The sequence below is a fragment of the Amycolatopsis sp. N2S4-7 genome (assembly GCF_058119595.1).
Genome location: NZ_CP172299.1, coordinates 7,056,412 through 7,074,930, shown reverse-complemented (window position 1 = coordinate 7,074,930; position 18,519 = coordinate 7,056,412). Strand labels below are relative to the sequence as shown.

19 protein-coding genes are annotated in these 18,519 nt (G+C 72.1%); 9 read left to right on the top strand and 10 right to left on the bottom strand.

Translation table 11 applies throughout. The features are described from left to right. Positions 1-307: 307 nt before the first annotated feature. The 4 genes from ACH54P_RS33570 to ACH54P_RS33555 form a co-directional block, all read right to left on the bottom strand. Positions 308-1,804 (bottom strand): serine/threonine-protein kinase, encoded by a 1,497-nt coding sequence (locus ACH54P_RS33570; RefSeq protein ID WP_489907316.1) that lies wholly within the window; start codon positions 1,802-1,804, stop codon positions 308-310. A 66-nt stretch (positions 1,805-1,870) separates the two neighbouring features. Beyond that, the gene (locus ACH54P_RS33565; protein WP_005164266.1) at positions 1,871-2,077 is read right to left on the bottom strand and encodes a cold-shock protein; all 207 of its coding nucleotides are present in this window, start codon (positions 2,075-2,077) and stop codon (positions 1,871-1,873) included. A gap of 112 nt (positions 2,078-2,189) precedes the next feature. Next, complete coding sequence (locus ACH54P_RS33560; RefSeq protein WP_489907315.1) at positions 2,190-2,813, bottom strand: AIM24 family protein; 624 nt, start codon at positions 2,811-2,813, stop codon at positions 2,190-2,192. After that, a complete protein-coding gene (locus ACH54P_RS33555) occupies positions 2,813-3,490 on the bottom strand; it encodes a TIGR00266 family protein (RefSeq protein WP_489907314.1) in 678 nt (225 codons plus the stop codon). Before ACH54P_RS33555 ends, ACH54P_RS33560 begins: the two co-directional genes overlap by 1 nt. Positions 3,491-3,564: 74 nt before the next feature. Here ACH54P_RS33555 and moeA point away from each other — a divergent pair, with 74 nt between their 5' ends. Next, positions 3,565-4,758: a molybdopterin molybdotransferase MoeA gene (moeA, locus tag ACH54P_RS33550; protein WP_489907313.1), complete on the top strand. Its 1,194-nt coding sequence runs from the start codon at positions 3,565-3,567 to the stop codon at positions 4,756-4,758. Here the strand turns inward: moeA and ACH54P_RS33545 are convergent. Both ACH54P_RS33545 and ACH54P_RS33540 read right to left on the bottom strand, forming a co-directional pair. Next, complete coding sequence (locus tag ACH54P_RS33545) at positions 4,712-5,965, bottom strand: MFS transporter (protein ID WP_489907312.1); 1,254 nt, start codon at positions 5,963-5,965, stop codon at positions 4,712-4,714. The genes moeA and ACH54P_RS33545 overlap by 47 nt on opposite strands. After that, positions 5,962-6,528: a helix-turn-helix domain-containing protein gene (locus ACH54P_RS33540; protein WP_489907311.1), complete on the bottom strand. Its 567-nt coding sequence runs from the start codon at positions 6,526-6,528 to the stop codon at positions 5,962-5,964. The genes ACH54P_RS33545 and ACH54P_RS33540 overlap by 4 nt, the downstream gene beginning before the upstream one ends. Positions 6,529-6,600: 72 nt before the next feature. On the opposite strand from ACH54P_RS33540, the gene ACH54P_RS33535 reads away from it, so the two are divergent. From ACH54P_RS33535 to pssA, 3 genes are all read left to right on the top strand, one after another. Beyond that, on the top strand, positions 6,601-6,885 hold the full coding sequence (locus ACH54P_RS33535) for a GlsB/YeaQ/YmgE family stress response membrane protein (RefSeq protein ID WP_489907310.1): 285 nt from the start codon (positions 6,601-6,603) through the stop codon (positions 6,883-6,885). Positions 6,886-7,408: 523 nt separating this feature from the next. Continuing rightward, positions 7,409-8,134: a phosphatidylserine decarboxylase gene (locus tag ACH54P_RS33530; RefSeq protein WP_489907309.1), complete on the top strand. Its 726-nt coding sequence runs from the start codon at positions 7,409-7,411 to the stop codon at positions 8,132-8,134. A gap of 3 nt (positions 8,135-8,137) precedes the next feature. Beyond that, positions 8,138-9,085 carry a CDP-diacylglycerol--serine O-phosphatidyltransferase gene (pssA, locus tag ACH54P_RS33525; protein ID WP_489907308.1) on the top strand — a complete coding sequence of 316 codons (948 nt, stop codon included), beginning with the start codon at positions 8,138-8,140 and terminating at the stop codon, positions 9,083-9,085. Positions 9,086-9,200: 115 nt separating this feature from the next. Here the strand turns inward: pssA and ACH54P_RS33520 are convergent, their stop codons facing one another. Further along, complete coding sequence (locus ACH54P_RS33520; protein WP_489907307.1) at positions 9,201-9,830, bottom strand: TetR/AcrR family transcriptional regulator; 630 nt, start codon at positions 9,828-9,830, stop codon at positions 9,201-9,203. Between the two features lie 28 nt (positions 9,831-9,858). Here ACH54P_RS33520 and ACH54P_RS33515 point away from each other — a divergent pair, with 28 nt between their 5' ends. Further along, positions 9,859-10,482 carry a nitroreductase family protein gene (locus ACH54P_RS33515; protein WP_489907306.1) on the top strand — a complete coding sequence of 208 codons (624 nt, stop codon included), beginning with the start codon at positions 9,859-9,861 and terminating at the stop codon, positions 10,480-10,482. A gap of 5 nt (positions 10,483-10,487) precedes the next feature. Next, entirely contained in the window at positions 10,488-12,758 is a 2,271-nt protein-coding gene (locus tag ACH54P_RS33510) for an AAA family ATPase (RefSeq protein ID WP_489907305.1), read from the top strand. Positions 12,759-12,844: 86 nt separating this feature from the next. Here the strand turns inward: ACH54P_RS33510 and ACH54P_RS33505 are convergent, their stop codons facing one another. Continuing rightward, complete coding sequence (locus ACH54P_RS33505) at positions 12,845-13,483, bottom strand: LytR C-terminal domain-containing protein (RefSeq protein WP_489907304.1); 639 nt, start codon at positions 13,481-13,483, stop codon at positions 12,845-12,847. Further along, positions 13,480-13,788 carry a DUF3263 domain-containing protein gene (locus ACH54P_RS33500; protein ID WP_489907303.1) on the bottom strand — a complete coding sequence of 103 codons (309 nt, stop codon included), beginning with the start codon at positions 13,786-13,788 and terminating at the stop codon, positions 13,480-13,482. The genes ACH54P_RS33505 and ACH54P_RS33500 overlap by 4 nt, the downstream gene beginning before the upstream one ends. 154 nt (positions 13,789-13,942) lie before the next feature. On the opposite strand from ACH54P_RS33500, the gene ACH54P_RS33495 reads away from it, so the two are divergent. Continuing rightward, positions 13,943-14,521: a peptide deformylase gene (locus ACH54P_RS33495; RefSeq protein ID WP_489907302.1), complete on the top strand. Its 579-nt coding sequence runs from the start codon at positions 13,943-13,945 to the stop codon at positions 14,519-14,521. A 40-nt stretch (positions 14,522-14,561) separates the two neighbouring features. On the opposite strand, the gene ACH54P_RS33490 is transcribed toward ACH54P_RS33495, so the two are convergent. Continuing rightward, entirely contained in the window at positions 14,562-16,733 is a 2,172-nt protein-coding gene (locus ACH54P_RS33490) for a glycoside hydrolase family 15 protein (protein WP_489907301.1), read from the bottom strand. Between the two features lie 160 nt (positions 16,734-16,893). On the opposite strand from ACH54P_RS33490, the gene ACH54P_RS33485 reads away from it, so the two are divergent. Together ACH54P_RS33485 and ACH54P_RS33480 are read left to right on the top strand one after the other, a co-directional pair. Further along, positions 16,894-17,487, top strand: coding sequence for a LysE family translocator (locus ACH54P_RS33485; protein WP_489907300.1), 594 nt, complete (start codon positions 16,894-16,896; stop codon positions 17,485-17,487). A 79-nt stretch (positions 17,488-17,566) separates the two neighbouring features. After that, positions 17,567-18,478, top strand: a complete 912-nt coding sequence (locus tag ACH54P_RS33480) for a S1C family serine protease (protein WP_489907299.1) — start codon at positions 17,567-17,569, stop codon at positions 18,476-18,478. Positions 18,479-18,519 lie beyond the last annotated feature (41 nt).

The window sequence follows — 18,519 nt, the reverse complement described above, 5'->3', positions numbered from 1 at the left end:
TTGGGCGCCACCGCCGCGCTGTGCTACTTGCAGCGGCAGCAGGACTCTTCCTCGGCCAGGCTCGGTGCCCGCGACGGACGACTGAACCGCGTGGGGTCAGCCTCACCGTCCCGACCTTCAAGCGCGCGATCGGTGACCGCGCGCTTGGCACTCAACGGCGTCGAGTGCCAAGTTCGTGTTTAGCACTCTCGGGGGGAGAGTGCAAGAAGGCCTGCTCAGGGCCGCACGAAATCAGGAGCTTGTTTCTGGTCAGCCCGCCGCCGGCTACGAAGAGCGTCATGCGGCGGCCGACGGCTGAACAAGCTTCTCAGGAGCTCGGCTTGATGCTGATCGACGGCGGCGGGGCGTTCAACGACGACGTCGGGTTGCTCTGCGAGTCGCCGGGACCCACCGGGATGTTCGGCGCCGTCGTTTGGCCGCCACCGCCGCTGCCGCCGTCGCTGAAGAGGAAGATCGCGCCCACGATCAGGCCCGCCACCACCAGGACGCCGAGGACGATGAAGATCCACTTCTTGCCACCGCCGCTCTTCGGCTGGTGGAACGCGCCCGCGCCGCCCGCGGGCATCGGCGGGCGCAGCCGCATCGGGTCGCCGGGCTGGCCGTAGCCGGGCGGCGGGCCCTGCGGATGCCCCTGCGGGGGCATGCCCTGCTGCTGCGGGTAGCCGTAGCCGGGGGGCGGGCCCTGCGGGGGCATGCCCTGCGGACCGCCCTGCTGGGGATAGCCGTACCCGGGCGGCGGGCCCTGCGGCGGCCCCTGCGGACCTGGGGGCGGACCCTGCGGACCTTGCGGGCCCGGGCCGTAGCCGGGCTGCTGCTGTCCTCCGTACGGGTGCACGGGGGCCCCCTCTCCCTGCGGTGCGCTGTTCTGGTGCGGCCCCTGTTGTACCTGACCGTGGCGCTGCGGCGCCGGAACTCCACCCGAATTGGACCCGGGTGGGCCCGGCGGGGTGTCCGACGTCGCCAGGGGGCCGAGCGCGCGGCGCGCGGCCGCGACCATCTCGACGCAGCTGGGGTAGCGGTCCGCCGGGTTCTTCGCCATGCCCTTGCGGATGACTTCGTCGATCGACGGCGGCAGCGCGACCACGCGCGAGATCGCGGGCGGTTCGCCGTTGAGGTGGCCCTTGATCACCGTCGGCACGTCGCCCTTGAACGGCGGGCTGCCGGTGAGGCAGGCGTAGAGGACGCACGTCAGCGCGTACTGGTCGGTGCGCCCGTCCAGCGGCTCGCCGCGCAGGTGTTCGGGCGCCGCGTACGTGGGCGAGCCGAGGAAGTCGCCGCCGCGCGTCCGGTGGCCGGTCGCGCCGCGCCGCGTCAACCCGAAGTCGGCGACGTAGACGTGCTCGCGCGACGTCTCCTTCTTCGTCACGAGCACGTTCGCCGGCTTGACGTCGAGGTGGACCAGACCACGGTTGTGCAGGGTGTCGAGGGCGTCGGCGACCTGGTCGAGCATCGTCAGGGCGCGCGCGGGCGCGATCGGGCCCGCGGAGATCAACGCGGCGAGATCGCCGCCGTCGACCATGCGCATGGCGATGTAGAGCATGCCGTCGAGCTCGCCGAAGTCGTACAGCGGCACGACGTTGGCGTGGTCGATCGCGGACGTGTTACGCGCCTCGTCGACGAACCGCTCGCGGAACTCGGCGTCGGCCCCGAGGTGGTCACCGATGATCTTCAAGGCCACCTTGCGGCCGAGCCGCACGTCCGTGGCCTTGTAGGTCACACTCATGCCGCCCTTGCCGAGCACGGCGTCGATGCGGTAGTTGCCCAGCCGGCGACCGGTGAGGTCCCCCGACACATCGCCTGTCACGCCCGGCAGCCTAACGTCCCTGGTTCGGCGGCTGCCGGGGGTTCGCCCAACGGGTGAAAGGGAGGGTTACGACACCTTCCGCACGTCCGCTGCCTGGCTTCGCCCGTCACGCCCGGACTGGACTTCGAACTCGACGCGGTCGCCCTCGTCCAAAGTGCGGAATCCATCAGCCTGAATGGCCGAATAGTGCACGAACACGTCCGGACCTTCGGTGGATTCGATGAACCCGTAGCCCTTTTCCGAGTTGAACCATTTGACGGTGCCGACAGCCACGGCGCCCTCCCTCAGCACAAAGGATCCGCTGGCCCGAGCGGATGCCAGCGGCGCGAGTGCCAATCACGCTACCGGAATTATTCCCCTCGGCAATGGGCAATTCGTCCGAAGATCACATCCCCGAAAGACGGCGGTTGCGCGCTTGCACGAGCACCGTCCCGGGACCCGCGAAGTCGACCGCGAGCCCTTCCCCGGTGCGCAGCGACTGCGGGCCGCCCGGGTCGAGGGCGCGCAGCCGGCACTGCACGGAGTCCGGGTAGGCCAGCAGGTAGTCCGGCCGGACGGTGACCAGCTCGCCCTGGGCGAGTTCGAACGCGTCGACCGGGCCGGGCGCGGCGAGCACGAGCGGCCCGGTTCCGCTGTAGTGCTCGAGGAACCCCGAGTCGGCGCCGAAGAGCTGCTGCAACGGCGCCCAGCCGGGGTCGTGCCGGACCGAGGAGGGCCGCACCAGCACGGCCTCGCGGTGCACCGACCAGCCCGTGCCGCCGCCCAGCTCCAGCGGGTAGACGTCGCCGGGGCGCAGCGGCGCGAAGTCGATCCAGCCGCCGTCGGAGGGTGCCGTGTAGACGGCCGTCGTGGTCTTGCCCGCGCGGACGCCGCCGCGGCCCGCCGCCGTCTCGGTGACCCCGAACCGGCTGGCGAGCAGGGTTTCGGGCGCGGCGCGCACGGCCTCGCCCGGGTCGAGCAGGACGCGGGCGACGCCGAAACCGGGCGTGTGCCGGGTCTGGACGCGCATCAGCGGGAGGGGACGTGGGAGATGATCCAGCTGATCAGCGCGGACGGGTTGCGCGTCTGCGTCATGATCTGGCCGGGACCGACGAAGTCGAAGACGAGGCCTTCGCCGCTCTTCATGGACTGGATGATGCCCTGCGCGACCTTCCGGATCTGGTACTGCACGGTGTCGGCGTACGCGACGACGTGCCCGGTGTCGATGGTGACCATCTCGCCCTGCTGCAGGGTGATCGTCTCGACCGCGCCGTAGCAGCTGACGAGCAGCTGGCCCTGGCCGGTGGCGTGGGTCAGGAAGCCGCCCTCGCCGCCCATCAGGTTCTTCATGCCGCCCCACTTGGTCTCGGTCTGCACGCCGTGCGACGACGCGAGCCAGCAGCCGCGGGTGACGGCCCAGCCGGTGCGGCCGTCGAGGGTGATCACCTGGATGTCGCCGGGCAGGTTGGCGGCGACGTCGACCCAGCCGCCGTTCGGCGGCGCGGTGAAGGTGGAGATGAAGAAGGACTCGCCGGAGAGGAACGCGCGGCCGAGGCCCTTCATGATGCCGCCCTGGGCCTGCGACTGGACCTGCACGCCGTAGCTGGTGGCCATCATCGCGCCGGACTCGACCTGGCACGGTTCGCCGGGCGCCAGCATCAGCCGGGCGACGGCGAACGAGGGCTGTTGACGGACTCCGACCTGCATGCGTGCTCCCCTGTGGCGTGCTCTCGAACGACGCAAAGTCTTGCACGCCCCCCGAGGGGGTGGAGGATGGTCCGGTGATCTCCGTCGACGACTACCGCGACCGGGTTGCCGCGCTCCTCGGCACCTCCCCCGCGACCGCCCTGCCCCTCGCCGCCGCGGCCGGCCTCGTGCTGGCCGAGGACGTGGTGGCGACCGTGTCCCTGCCGCCCTTCGACAACTCCGCGATGGACGGCTACGCGGTCCGCGCCCGTGACGTCGCCCAGGCTCCGGTGACCCTGCCGGTGGCCGACGACATCCCGGCGGGCCGGGTCGACGTCCAGCCCCTGGAGCCGGGCACGGCGCACCGGATCATGACCGGCGCGCCGCTGCCGCCCGGCGCGGACGCCGTCGTGATGGTCGAGGACACCGACGGTGGCACCGGAACCGTCACGATCTCCGCCGTCGCGCGGGAAGGCGCGCACATCCGGCACTCCGGCGAAGACGTCCTCGAAGGCAGCATCGCGCTGCACGCCGGGACCGTCCTGGGCCACTCGCAACTGGGCCTCGCGGCCGCGGTCGGGCTCGCCGAGGTGCGGGTGCACCGGCCGCTGCGGGTGGTGGTGGCCTCCACCGGCACCGAGCTGATCGACGCGCCGGCGCCGCTGCGCCACGGCCAGATCTACGAGTCCAACAGCGTGATGCTCGCGGCGGCGATCCGCGGCCTCGGCTGCGAGGTCGACGTCGTCCGCAGCGTCGTCGACGACGTCGAGGAGTTCCGCAAGGTCATCGAGCCGAAGCTGGCCGACGCCGACCTGCTGGTCACCTCCGGCGGGGTCAGCGCGGGCGCGTACGAAGTGGTGAAGGACGCGCTGACCGGCCAGGGCGTCGAGTTCGCGAAGGTCGCGATGCAGCCGGGCGGGCCGCAGGGCTGCGGGCGCTGGCAGGGCGTGCCGGTGGTGACGCTGCCCGGCAACCCGGTCAGCGTGCTCGTGTCGTTCGAGGCGTTCCTGCGCCCGGCGCTGCTGACGGCACTGGGCCACAGCGACGTCTCGCGCCGCCGCGTGCGGGCCCGGCTGACCGAGGCGATGTCCTCACCGGCCGGGCGCCGCCAGTACCGCCGGGGCGTGTTCACCCCGTCCGACCGGGAGGTCACCGGGATCGTCGGCCCGCGCGGCGGCCCCGGCTCGCACCTGCTGGCCGCGTTCACGCAGGCCAACTGCCTGATCGTGCTCCCGGAGGACGTCACGTCGGCAGCGGTTGGCGATGAGGTGGACGTCCTGCTGCTCTAGCCGGGAACTCCCGCAGCTTCCGGTACGGCGCCAGCAGCGGCAGCGCGAGGATCGAAATCCCCGCGGCGACCCAGAGCGTCTCGCGGAGCCCGATCACCTCGCCCAGGACGCCGCCGAGGACACCGGCCAGGGGGATCGACCCGTAGTTGACGATCGACATGCTGGAGTTGACCCGGCTGATCAGCTCGGGCGGGCAGTACTGCTGCCGGAACGTCGTGACCAGGACGTTCCCGGCGACGACACCGGCGCACACGCCGAACAGCGCGAGCACGAACGGCACCAGGCCCCAGCCGGGTCCGCTCAGCGGCCCGAGCAGCAGCATCGGTGCCGCGAAGGCCTCGCACAGCAGCCACGCGCACACGGCACCCACGCGCGCGGCGAGCCGTCCGGCCCCGGCCGCGCCGAGCACCCCGCCGGACGCGCCCAGCGCCAGGGTCAGGCCCACGAGCCCGGGCGCGGCACCGAGCGTCCGGGACAGGAACACGATCTGGATGGCGCTGTAACCGGTGAGCGCGAGGTTCGAGACGGCGCCGAAGGTCATCAGCGACCGCAGGTACCGGTCGCGCACGACGAACCGGAGTCCCTCGGCGATCTGGCTGCGCAGCGGCGAGCGTTCGGCCGGGACGAGGACTTCGCGCGCCCGGATCGCCCGGACGCACAGGACCGAGACGCCGAAGCTCACCGCGTCGGCCAGGATGCCGCTGACCGGGCCGAACGCCTGGGCCAGCAGACCGGCCAGGCCGGGCCCGGCGACCTGGGTCGCGGATTCGCTGCCCTGCAGTTTCGCGTTGCCGTCGAGCAGTTCGCCGTCGCCGACGAGAACCGGGAGGTAAGCGCGGTAGGCGAGGGTGAAGAACACCTTCGCGACCCCGCCGAGCAGGGCGGCGCCCAGCAGGTACGGCATGGTCAGCACGCCGAAGGCGGCCGCGACCGGGACGCTGCCGAACACCACCATCGACACCGTGTTGCAGCTGAGCATCACCGGCTGCTTCGGCAACCGGTCGACCCAGGCACCCGCCGGCAGGCCGATCACCAGCCAGGGCAGCCACGCCACGGCCGTCAGCAGCGCGACCTGGAAGGTGCTCGCCTGCAGCGTGACCACCGCGACCAGCGGCAACGCCGTGCTCGCGACCATGCTGCCGAGCATGCTGGTGGTCTCGCCGGACCAGAGCAGCCGGAAGTCCTTGTTCCCCCAGAGCCCCTTCACGGCTGACCCACCGAGGCCCTCGCGACGAGGAAGACCGGGCGCCGCTCCTGGCCGTCGTCCGGGATCTCGCGGAGCGAGTACTCGGTGAACAGCGCGAGGATCCGCTCGTCCAGTTCGCGGATCTCGGCGACGGACATCCGCGCCCAGTCGTCCACGGCGAACGCGCCCGCGGAGCGCCAGGGCTCCGGCTGCGAGTCGCGCTGGTTCAGCCAGTCCCGGTACACCGCGGTCTGGTGTTCGAGGTTCAGCTGCTCGGCCGCTTCGGCGACGGGGTCGTCGCGGAAGTCGGAAGCCGCCCACCGGAGGCCGTCTGACGTGCGGCGCCACCACCGTTCGCGCTGGTCACGGGCCAGTTCGGGCGCCTCTTCGACGAGCTCGACGGCGGCCAGCACCTTGACGTGGTGACTGATGTTGCCGACGGCCTGGGCGGTCTTCGCGGCGAGCACCGACGCGGTCGCCGGGCCGTCGAGGCGAAGCAGGTCCAGCAGGCGGCGGCGCAGCGGGTGCGACATCGCGGCGAGCACCTTGGAGTCCCGGATATCCCGGATGTCCTTCTCGGTCATAACGTACAAGAGTAGTTGTACAAGAGTTCTTGCGCAATGCCTCTTGTACGTCTGCTCGCGTAAGCTCCCGCCATGGGTTTCGTCGCATGGGTCATCTTCGGCGCGATCGTCGGCTGGGCGGCGAACCTGGTCGTCGGCGGCCGGGACCGCCGACGGCAGGGCTGCCTGGTCAGCGTGCTGGTCGGGGTGGTCGGCGCGGCCCTCGGCGGGCTGCTCTACCGGCTCGCGACCGGCCAGTCGAAGACGTTCGACTTCGACTTCCCCAGCTTCGGCGTGGCCATCCTCGGCGCCGTGGTGCTGCTGGCGATCCTTCGGCTCGCAACCGGTCTCGGCCGACGTCCGGGTGACCGTTTGTAACTTTTGCCGCGCGATCCGTGATCAACGCCGCTCCGACGGTTAAAGTGTGTCGTTCTGCGCGTCTCGCAGGCCCGGATCCCGCGGCCGGGTGCGTGCGCCGTCGGGGGGCGCATGCACCCGGCCTCGCCTCATCGCTTCGATGACGACGTCGACGGCGTGCGCCGGGTCGACGAGCGGGGGCACGGGCACCTCGTCGATCTCCCGACGCCACGCGCCCAGCAGCTCGCGAAGCCGAGCTCCGGCGGGATCACGGCGGTCGGTCATCGTCCCCTCACAGGTCTCGCGGGCAGCGCCCCGAACGGCATCAACTACCGAGAGTTATCGGTGGATTCAACCTTGCGTTACCGCGATGTGGCCACTCCCACCCGCCGCGGTGACACCCCCGCGGAGGAGCCACCCGGCGCCGGACCAGGGGCACGCGGACACGCTCACCTGGGGCAGCGGTAGCGTGGGGACGCCCGTACGCGGCCGCCGGACCTCCGGCGCCCACAGTTCTTCCGACACGAAACCAGGGGACCCGACCATGAGCGGCACCCGGCCGGAGCCCGCCGGCAACCCAGTCGCGCACGCCCTCCAGCTCGCTCGCGAAACGCTGCCGCCGATGCACCCCGCCGGTCGCCCGTTCGTGGCGGGCGGCCTCGCCGCGACGCTGCTCGCGCGCCGGTTCTCCAAGCGCCTCGGGCTCGTGGGCGCGCTCGCGACCGTGGCCACGGCCGCGTTCTTCCGTGAGCCGAAGCGGGTCCCGCCGCCGCGTGCCGGCGTCGCGCTCGCCTCGGCCGACGGTCTCGTGTCGCTGATCGAGGAAGCCGTCCCGCCCGCCGAGCTCGGCCTGCCCGCCGAGCCGCGGATGCGCGTGTCGGTGTTCCTCTCGGTGTTCGACGTGCACGTCCAGCGCGTGCCGGCGAACGGTGTGATCGAGCGGGTCGCCTACCGGCCGGGGAAGTTCCTGTCCGCCGACCTGGACAAGGCGAGCGACGACAACGAACGCAACTCCGTGCTGATGCGCACCGAAGACGGCCACGAGCTCGTCGTCGTGCAGATCGCCGGGCTCGTCGCGCGCCGCATCCTCTGCGAGATCCGCGAGGGCGACAAGGTCGAGGCCGCCTCGACGTACGGCATCATCCGGTTCGGCTCGCGGGTCGACCTCTACCTCCCGCCGGGCTCGCGCGTGCTGGTCGGCAAGGGCCAGCGCACCGTCGGCGGCGAGACCGTGATCGCCGAGCTCCCTGCCGCGCCTTCGAAGGGCTGACCGATGGTCCGCGTGACCACCCCGGGTGTCCGGCTGCTGCCGAACGCCATCACCGTCCTGGCGCTGTGCGCGGGCCTGTCGGCCGTGCAGTTCGCGCTGACCAAGAACTACGCGATGGCGATCGCCTCGATCGGCATCGCGGCGGTGCTCGACAGCCTGGACGGCCGGATCGCCCGCCTGCTCGACGCGACGTCGAAGATGGGCGCGGAGCTGGACTCGCTGTCCGACGGCATCTCGTTCGGCGTCGCGCCGGCCCTGGTCATCTACGTGTGGCAGACGGGCGCGGACCGGATCGGCTGGGTGGCGTCGCTGATCTTCGCCGTCTGCATGATCCTGCGGCTGGCCCGGTTCAACACCCTGCTGGACGACACCGAGCAGCCGGCCTACGCGAGCGAGTTCTTCGTCGGCGTCCCGGCGCCCGCGGGCGGGCTGCTGGCGATGCTGCCGCTGGTCGCCGAGCTGCAGTGGGGCGACGGCTGGTGGTCTTCGCAGTACGTCGTCTGGGCGTGGACGATCGCCATCGCCGCGCTGCTGATCAGCCGCATCCCGACGCTGTCGCTGAAGACGGTCAAGGCGCCGGCCAAGGCGATCGCCCCGCTGCTGATCGGCGTGGCCCTGCTGGCCGCGGCGATCATCCAGTTCCCGCTGGTCGCGCTGGTCGTCGCGATGATCCTGTACCTGGCGCACATCCCGTACTCGATCCACCGGCACCGCTGGCTGGCCGCGCACCCGGAGGCCTGGACGGTCCCGCCGCGCGAGCGCCGCGCGATCCGCCGGGCCCGCTCGCCCCGCCGTCTGGGCCTGCGCCCGCCGCTGCGCCGCCGGGTGGCAGGCGCGGCGATGCGCGCGGTCCGGCTGCCGCGCGAAACGGTCCGCACCCCGCGAGGCAGCGAAAACGGCCAAGGCCCGCGCCGCCGGTCCTGGCGCCAGATCGGCCTCCGCCGCAAGTAAGCCGCGACGCCCCTCCAAGCACGCAAGTTCGTCCGCGGTTCAGGCGAGTCGTCCATCCGGATACGCGAGTCGTCCATCCAGGCACGCGAGTTCGCCGTTCCGGTACGGCACAGAGCTACCCCTTCGGCGCTCGGAGCCCACCGATCAGCAGATCCAGCTGGTATTCGAAGTCCTGGACACAGTCGCCGGACTCCAGCGCGGGCAGCACCCGGTGCAGGCTCGGCAGCTCCGCCGACGTCACCATCCTCCGGAACCACGCGACCACCGGTTCCGCCCGCTCGGCCTTGGTGCCGGTGCCGGTCGTCCCGGTGAGGACCGATCCGAAGAGCATGCCCAGCAGCGACCGGTAAGCACGGGCCGCGGCTTCCTCGTCGAGACCGCCGTCGAGCAACGCGCACAGCACCGCGTCGATGACCCGCAACGCCCCGGTCGAGCGCGGGTTCGCGTCCTGCGCCGCCAGCGCACGCACGACGACCGGATGACGTGCGAAGCTCGCGTACAGCCCGTCAGCCAGCAGCCGGACGCGCGAATCCCAGGGCAGCGAAGGATCCGGCACCGGCACCTCTTCGAAGACCCGCGCGGTGAGCCCGTCCAGCAGGTCGCCCTTGTTTTCGACGTGGTTGTACAGCGACATCGCCTCGACACCGACCGCGGCCGCGACCTTGCGCATCGACAGCGCCGCCAGCCCTTGCTCGTCGGCCAGGCGCAAGGCCGCGTCGAGGATCTTCTCGCGAGTCAGAGCCATACTTACACTGTACGCATACACTGTAAGTATGGACGCCGAAACCGTGCTCACCACCACCCGCTCCGTTCGCCGCAAGCTCGACCTCGACCGCGAAGTGCCCCAGGACGTCCTGGGCGGCTGCCTCCGCATCGCCCAGCAGGCGCCGGCCGCGGGCAGCATGGCCGAGCAGTTCCGCTGGCTGCTCGTGCGCGACGCCGGCACCAAAGCCAAGATCGCCGCCTACAACCGCGAGACCGCCGAAGCGGCCTGGGCCCAGTACGGCCACCTCGTCGAGGAGCGCGCGCTCAAGTCCGCCCAGCACCTCGTCCGGAACCTCGAACGCGTTCCCGTGCTGGCCATCCCCTGCATGATCGGCCGCCCGCCCGCCGACGCCTTCTCGCAGTCCGCCTACTTCGGCTCCGCCTACCCCGCCATCTGGAGCTTCCAGCTCGCGCTGCGCGACCGCGGCCTCGGCAGCTCGTTCTGCGGCTACCACCTCCAAGACCACGAAGCCGACGTCGCCGCGCTGCTCGGCATCCCCGGGGACGTCACCCAGATCAGCCTGCTCGCCGTCGCGTACACGACCCAGCGCGACTTCCGGCCCGCCACGCGCCCGGCCGTCGAGGGCATCACCTACTTCGACGCCTGGGGGCGCGCCGGATCGCTAGGGTGAACGGCGTGAGCCACCCGCAGATCACGCTGACCGTCCGGCACACCCCGTCCGCGCTGGACACCCGCCGCGGCGTCGTCCGGTTGCACCCCGAAGTCCTCGACGCGCTGGGCCTGCGGGCCTGGGACGCCGTGCACCTCACCGGCGCCCGGGTCAGCGCCGCGCTCGCGGCGCCCGCCGACGAGACCGGCGTGCCCGGGGTGGTGCTCACCGACGACGTCACGATGTCGAACCTCGGCGTCACCGAGGGCGCCGAGATCGTGGTCGCGCCGGCCGAGGTCGCGGCGGCCAAGACGGTGACCGTCGCGGGTTCGCGGCTGGCCAGCGTCTCGCTCAGCCCGCACACGCTGCGGCTCGCGTTGATCGGCAAGGTCCTCACCGTCGGCGACGCCGTTTCGCTGCTGCCGCAGGACCTCGCGCCCCAGCCGGGGTCGGACCCCGCCGGGCTGCGCGGCCAGCTGTCCCGCGCGATCGGCGCCACCTGGACGAACGAGCTGCTCACCGTCACCGCGACCGAGCCGGCCGGGACCGTCGCCGTTGGACCGTCCACTGTGGTCACCTGGCGTGACGGGGCGCGGCCGGGCACCACCGAGCCCGCCGCGCCCCGCACGGCGACCGCGCTGGTGCGCACCTCCGCCGTCACCGCGGCCGAGGAGTGGATCGACGCGGAGATCGTCGAGGACGAGGTGGTGCTCGAGGAGATCACCGAACCGGCGGTGCCGCTGGCCGACCTGATCGGCGCCGAAGCCGCCGCGCGCAAGCTCGCCGAGTGGTTCGACCTGGCCTTCCACCGGCCCGAACTGCTGGCGCGGCTGGGCGCGCCGGCCCACCTCGGCGTGCTGCTGTCCGGCCCCGAAGGCGTGGGGAAGGCGACGCTCGTCCGGTCGGTCGCGAGCGAAGCCGACATCCGCGTGGTGCCGGTGGCCGCGCCGAACCTCGCGGTGCTGGACCCGAACGTCGCGGTCGCGCGCCTGCGCGAGGCCATCCGCTCGGCGGAGGGGCCGTCGGTGCTGCTGCTCACCGACGTCGACGCGCTGCTGCCCGCGGCCACCCCGCCGCCGGTCGCCACGGTAGTGCTGGAGGAGCTGCGGCTGGCTCTGCGGCGGGACCGGTTCGCCGTCGTCGCGACGACGGCCCGCGCGGAGTCCGCCGACCCGCGGCTGCGGGCCGCGGACCTGCTGGACCGCGAACTCGGCCTGGCGCTGCCGGACGCGAAGACCCGCCGCGAGCTGCTGAACGTCCTGCTCCGGGACGTCCCCCTCGACCCGGGCATCGACTGCGGCGTCCTCGCCGAGCGGACGCCGGGCTTCGTCGCGGCGGACCTGATCGCGCTGCGCCGGGACGCGGCACTGCGGGCGGCGCTGCGCCAGCGCGACACCGACGAACCGCGCATCTCGCAGCAGGACCTGCTCGACGCGCTGGCCACCGTCCGGCCGGTCTCGCTGTCCACTTCGGACAACCTGGCCACCGGCGGGCTGACCCTGGACGACGTCGGCAACATGGTCGACGTCAAGCAGTCCCTCACCGAGACCGTGCTCTGGCCGCTGCGGTACCCGGACTCGTTCGCCCGGCTCGGCGTCGAACCGCCGCGCGGGGTGCTGCTGTACGGGCCGCCCGGCGGCGGCAAGACGTTCCTGGTGCGGGCGCTGGCCGGCACCGGCGCGCTGAACGTCTTCGCGGTCAAGGGCGCCGAGCTGATGGACAAGTGGGTCGGCGAGTCCGAACGCGCGGTGCGGGAGCTGTTCCGCCGCGCCGCGGAAGCCGCGCCCGCGCTGATCTTCCTGGACGAGATCGACGCGCTGGCCCCGCGCCGCGGCCAGTCGTCCGACTCGGGCGTCGCCGACCGCGTGGTCGCGGCGCTGCTCACCGAGCTCGACGGCGTCGAGCCGATGCGCGAGGTCGTCGTCCTGGGCGCGACGAACCGGCCCGAGCTGGTCGACCCGGCCCTCCTGCGGCCGGGACGGCTGGAGCGCCGCGTCTACGTCCCGCCGCCGGACGCCGAGGCCCGCGCCGCGATCCTGGTGGCGAGCTCGAAGAACACCCCGCTGGCCGACGACGTCGACCTGGCCGAGGTGGCGTCCACTCTGGACGGTTACTCGGCGGCCGACTGCGCGGCCCTGATCCGCGAAGCGGCCCTGACGGCGATGCGCGAGTCCCTGGAGGCCCGCGAAGTCACGGCGGCCCACCTCGACGCGGCCCGGAAGACGGTCCGGCCGAGCCTCGACCCGGCCCAGCTGGCGGCTTTGGAGGCCTACGCCCACGCCCAGGCCGGGGCCTGAAGAGGCATCACGCGTGATTGAAGGGGCGTGACACGTGATGCCCCTTCAAGCACGCGTCATGCCTGTCCAAGCACTCGACGTGCGGGTCAGCTGCCCTTGGGGTTGCTTTGGTAGTTGTTCGTCACGATGACGATCACGCCCGGGCTCGCGCTCTGGATGCCTTCGAAGCGGGGCTCGGCCTTGAAGCCGAACTCCTGCGCCAGCTGCTTGGCCGCCGCTTCCTCGTCGGTGCCCGGGCGGTAGTACGCCGTGGTCGCCGGGATGATGCCCTGCGAGTAGTTGCTGACGTCGACGACGTTCCAGCCCCCGCCGCGGAAGTCGTCCGCCGCGCGGGCCGCGAGGCCCTTGATCGTCGAGTTGTTGAACACCCGCAGCGTCACCCACTTGTTGGACGCCTGCTGGTCACCACCCGGCCGGCCGGGCTGCCCCGGCTGGCCGGACGTCGGCTGCTGCCCCGCCGGCGGGGTGGTCGGCGACGGCGGCGTGGGCGACGACGGGTTCGTCGAGGTGGAGCTCGGCGGCGGCGACGACGGCGACGTCGGCGGCTGGCTGGTGCTGCCGGACGTGCCCGGCTGCGTGGCGGTGCCGCTCGGCCCGGCTTCGTTGGACCCGTCGCCACCGTTCAGCGCGGTGATCCCGCCGATGACCGCCGCGACGATGGCGATCCCGATCAGCGCGACCCCCGCGGCCTTCATCGGCCGGGACAGTCCCGAAAAAACGCTCATTTCAGCTCGATCCCCAGTCGCCGGGCGCCACGCTTGCGCTGGCGGGTGGCGCGCGTCTTGCGCAGCCGCTTCACCAGCATCGGGTCGGCCTCGCTCGCCTCCGGCTTCTCCAGCAGCTTGTTCAGCAGCTGGTAGTAGCGCGTGGCCGACAGCGAGAACCGTTCGCGGATGGCGTTTTCCTTCGCCCCGGCGTGTCGCCACCACTGACGCTCGAAGGCGAGGATTTCGACCTCGCGTTCGGTCAGGCCGGGTACGGGCTTCGGCGGCGACGGCTGCGGCTCAGCCATCGACTCCGCGGCGTCCATCCGAGTCCCTCTCAATCGGGCGTCATGGCGATCAGACCTAGCTCTTCCGCGGGCGCCATTCAACCACGGAAGCGGCCGCCGACGTGGGCATCGACTTCGGCGCGTCACGGTCTGATGCAGGTCTACCAGAGGGGTCCGACTAAACTGGCTCGCCGTGACCATCCACCCCATCGTTATCGCCGGCGAGCCCGTGCTGCACCAGCCGACTCGGGAGATCACCGAGTTCGACGAGAAGCTGCGCACGCTCACCGACGACATGTTCGAGACGATGTACGCCGCCGAGGGCGTCGGCCTCGCGGCCAACCAGATCGGCCTCGACCTGCGGGTGTTCGTGTACGACTGCCCGGACGACGAGGGCGTGCGGCACAAGGGCGTCGTCGTCAACCCGAAGCTCGAGACGTCGGAGATCCCGGAGACCATGCCGGACCCGGACGACGACTGGGAGGGCTGCCTGTCGGCCCCCGGCGAGTCGTACCCGACGGGCCGCGCGAAGTGGGCGAAGGTGACCGGCTTCGACATCGAAGGCAACCCGATCGAGGTCGAAGGCACCGGCTACTTCGCGCGCTGCCTGCAGCACGAGACCGACCACCTCGACGGCTACATCTACCTCGACCGCCTGGTCGGGCGGCACGCGCGCGCCGCGAAGAAGATGCTGAAGGCCAACAAGTGGGGCGTCCCCGGCCTGTCGTGGCTGCCCCCGAAGACTCCCGAGGACGACGGCGCCGTCATCTGAACCCGCGAAGGGCCCCTCGAGCGAGGGGCCCTTCGCCGGTTCAGCAGCCGAGGAAGTGGCAGCGGACGACGCGGGGCGTCTCCAGCACCGAGCCCGCCTTGACGTCCCAGGCGAGCCGGACGTACTGGGCGTGCGTCCAGGCCAGCGGGGTCGCCGAGGTGTTGGGCGTGCCGGCCGGGAAACCGGTCTGGCCCGACGGCGGGTTCTCGTCCCACACCTGCTCCGGCATGGTCTCCGCCGAGCTGCTCACCCGGCCGAGGTCACGCAGCCGCCGCGCCGCCGACGACGGATCGCCGAGGGTCAGCTCGTACTCGCCGCGCTCGCCGGCCAGCAGCGGCCACAGCCTGCCGAACGTCGTGCGGCTGCCCGCCGGGAACGTGTAGTCCCACGGTGAGCCGTCGGCCTGCTCGCCGTAGCCGTCCTTCGTGTAGCGGTGCCAGAACTGGCCGGTCGGCGTGGTGAACGCGATGTCGGCGTCCGTCACGCGCACGCTGTTGACGACCACCGGGTTGTCGGCGCGGTAGATCCCGAGCCGGACCAGGTCGAGGAAGCCCGCGTCGGTGACCGCGCGCTGGTCCATCGTCACGCTCGAGTTGCTCAGGTTGTACGTCGTGCCGGCGTTGGCGTTCGCGTCCTTGGTGAGCCGGACGAAGTACGGGTCCTTCGACAGCGGCCCGTTCGTGGTGATCGTCTGCTTCGGCAGGTCGGCCTTCATCTTGTCCGCCGCCGCGAGGTACCGGGCGGCGTCCGCCGGGGCGCCGTTGTGCGAGGCGAGGTCCGCGGCGCAGACGAGCCCGGCGATCACCGAGGCGATGGTCGACGGGGACCAGCCGTCCTGCTCCTCCCAGCGCTCCTGCTGGGTGTACGGCGACGGCTGCCCGGCCGGCCCCCGGTACCCGAGGATGAAGTCGGCGGCCTTCCGGACGCCGGGCCACAGGTCGTTGCGGCCGAGCTGCTGGGCCAGCACGATCGGGAAGGCGGTTTCGTCGAGCTGGATCGACGTCCAGTACGGCACGCCGTCGACGCGGCTGTTCTGCGGCATGTGCCCGTCGGCCTGCTGCTGCGTGCCGAACATGTAGCCGACGGCGCGGTTCGCGGCGGCCTGGTCGCCGCCGGCGGCCAGCCCGGTCGCGATCTGGTAGAGGTCCCGCGGCCAGACCAGGTGGTAGGTGCCGGACGGCGACCACTCCGGGTCGTTGTTCCCGAACCGCCACGGCATGCTCGGCGACGCGATGAAGGCACCGGGGTGGTGTTTGTCCTCGCTCGCGGCGAGCGTCAGCATCGACGCCTTGTAGAGGTCGCGCTCCGCGTCGGTCTTCAGCGACGACGGCGCCTTGCTGGCCCCACGCAGGTACTGCTGCCAGCCGCGGTCGTACGCGCGCGTGATGTCGCGGACGCCGCGGCGCTGCGACGCCTGCGCGTTGCCGAGCGCGTCGGCGGCCTTCGCGCCCATGCCGAGCGCGAGGGTGACGTGCCGGCCGCGGACGCCGTCGGCCGCGGTCTGCCCGGTCAGCACGACGTTGCCCTTCGCGGCGCTGTCGTACGCGGCGAGCTTGAAGGTCTTCGCGAGCTGGGTGTTGCCGTCGGAGGAACCGGCGTAGCCGACGCTGGTCTTCACGAAGGCGGGCTTCGCGGTGAGCGCGGCGGCGTTCGCGGCGTCCTGCGCGGTGACGGCGTCGCCCTTCCGCGCGGCCGAGTCGTCCGAGCCGTCGTTGGTCAGGTCCGGGTCGGCGACCGCGTAGAGCTGGTAGGGCCGCCCGGTGAGCGACTGGAAGTCGACGTCCACCAGTACCGTCGTGGCGGCCGGGTCGGTGACGTAGGTCTTGCGCAGGCGCCAGCGGTGCTGGTCGTCGGTGATGGTCTGCTCGTAGACCAGGCTGTCGTCGTCGGTCCGGCGCACCTGCTGCGCCTTCGCCGTGTAGTCGGCGACGGCGAAGCTGCGGCCGTCCGTGACGACGAAGTTCATCGACCGGACGCTCGGCGTCGACAGGTCCGGGTAGTAGACCTCGGACATCTGCCCACCCTGGAGGGTGAACCAGACGTTGCTCGACCGGTCACGCGCGGTGCCGAAGCCGGTCTTGTTCGCGGGTAGCCAGCTGGGATGGGCCCCGGGCGCGCCGGGTGCTTCACCGCCGCCCTGTGCCGCTGCCGTCGCCGGGATCAGGCCGGTGACCAGCAGTCCGGCGAGGGCGCCGAACATGAGTTTGCGCATATCAACCCCACAGAAAGAGCGCTTCTGCACCGTTACAGAAGCGCCCAGCAGTCTGCCGCCGATTCCTGGCGGGCGCATGCTCCGATCCGGTGAACCACTAACCGTCACCGGTCCGGTAATGCGGTTGCCCGGCCGCCGGGCCGTGCCACACGATCGGGCGATGCCGAACCTGCTCGCGTTCATCCCCGCCGCGTTCCTCATCGCGATGGTCCCCGGGCCCGCCACGGTCATGCTGATCAAGCAGGCGGCGCGCGGGTCGAAGCGCAACGCCTTCGCGACCATCGCGGGGATCGAGGCCGGGGTCGCGTTCTGGGGGCTCGCCGCCGTCTTCGGGCTGACGGCGTTGCTCGCCGCTTCCCAGACGGCGTACGACATCCTGCGGGTCGCGGGCGCGCTTTTCCTGATCTACCTGGGGATCAAGGCCCTGTTCTTCCGCGGTTCGGGCGCGGAGAAGGAGATTCGGCCGGGCGCGGGCTTCCGCTCCGGCCTCGTCACGAACCTCGGCAACCCCAAGGCGGGCGTGTTCGCGCTGTCGTTCCTGCCGCAGTTCGTCCCCGCCCACGCGGGCTCCGGCGCGCTGCTGGTCTGCGTCGCGGCCTGGATCGTCGTCGACATCGTCTGGTACTCGGCGCTCGCGCTCCTCGTGACCCGCCTCGGGCAGTGGCTGCGGCGCGAGAACGTGAAGCGGTGGCTCGAGCGCACCTCGGGCGGGCTGCTGATCGGCTTCGGCGTCACCGTCGCCCTCGAGAGCTGAGTTTCACCAGCAGCGAACGATGATTCCGCGACCTCGGGCGCACACTTGTAGTACCTGCAACGCTGTAATCGAGGTACACATGGACGAGGCGATGGACGCCTACTCGCGCGCGGTCAGCACGGTCGCCAAGACCGTCACCCCGCACGTCGCCGGGGTTCAGCTCGCGCGCGGCAGCGGCTCGGCCGTCGTCTTCGGCGACGACGGCCACCTGCTCACCAACGCCCACGTCGTCGACGACCACCGGCGCGGGGTCGCGACCTTCGCCGACGGCAGCGAGGTGCCCTTCGACGTCGTCGGCGCCGATCCGCTGTCCGACCTCGCCGTGCTGCGCGCCCGCGGCGAGACGCCGTCGGCCGCCGCGCTCGGGGACGCCGACCGGCTCGTCGTCGGGCAGCTCGTCGTCGCCGTCGGCAGCCCGCTCGGCTTCTCCGGCACCGTCACCGCGGGCGTCGTCAGCGCGCTCGGCCGGGCCCTCCCGGTGCGCCACGGCCGCGCCGGGCGCGTCATCGAGGACGTCATCCAGACCGACGCCGCGCTCAACCCGGGCAACTCCGGCGGCGCGCTCGCCGACTCCGCCGGCCGGGTCGTCGGGATCAACACCGCCGTCGCCGGGGTCGGCCTCGGGCTCGCCGTGCCGATCAACGCGACGACGCGGCGCATCATCGACACGCTCGTCGTCGAAGGCCGGGTGCGGCGCGCGTACCTCGGCGTCGTCGGCGTGCCCGCGCCGCTCCCCGACGACGTCGCCGGGCGCACCGGGCAGAGCGCCGGGCTCCGGGTGCGGGAAGTGGTCGCCGGCGGCCCCGCGGACCGGGCGGGGCTCAAGGCGGGCGACCTCGTGCTGACGGTCGCGCGCACCCGCGTCTCCGACGCGCAGGGCATCCAGCGGCAGCTGTTCGCGGAAGTGATCGGCACCGCACTGCCGATCACCGTGCTGCGCAACGGAGCCATGGTCGACGTCTACGCCACCCCGGCCGAACTGGTCGGGTGAGGTGACCTGACTTGAGTATCGCGCTTCGGCGTGGCATGGTC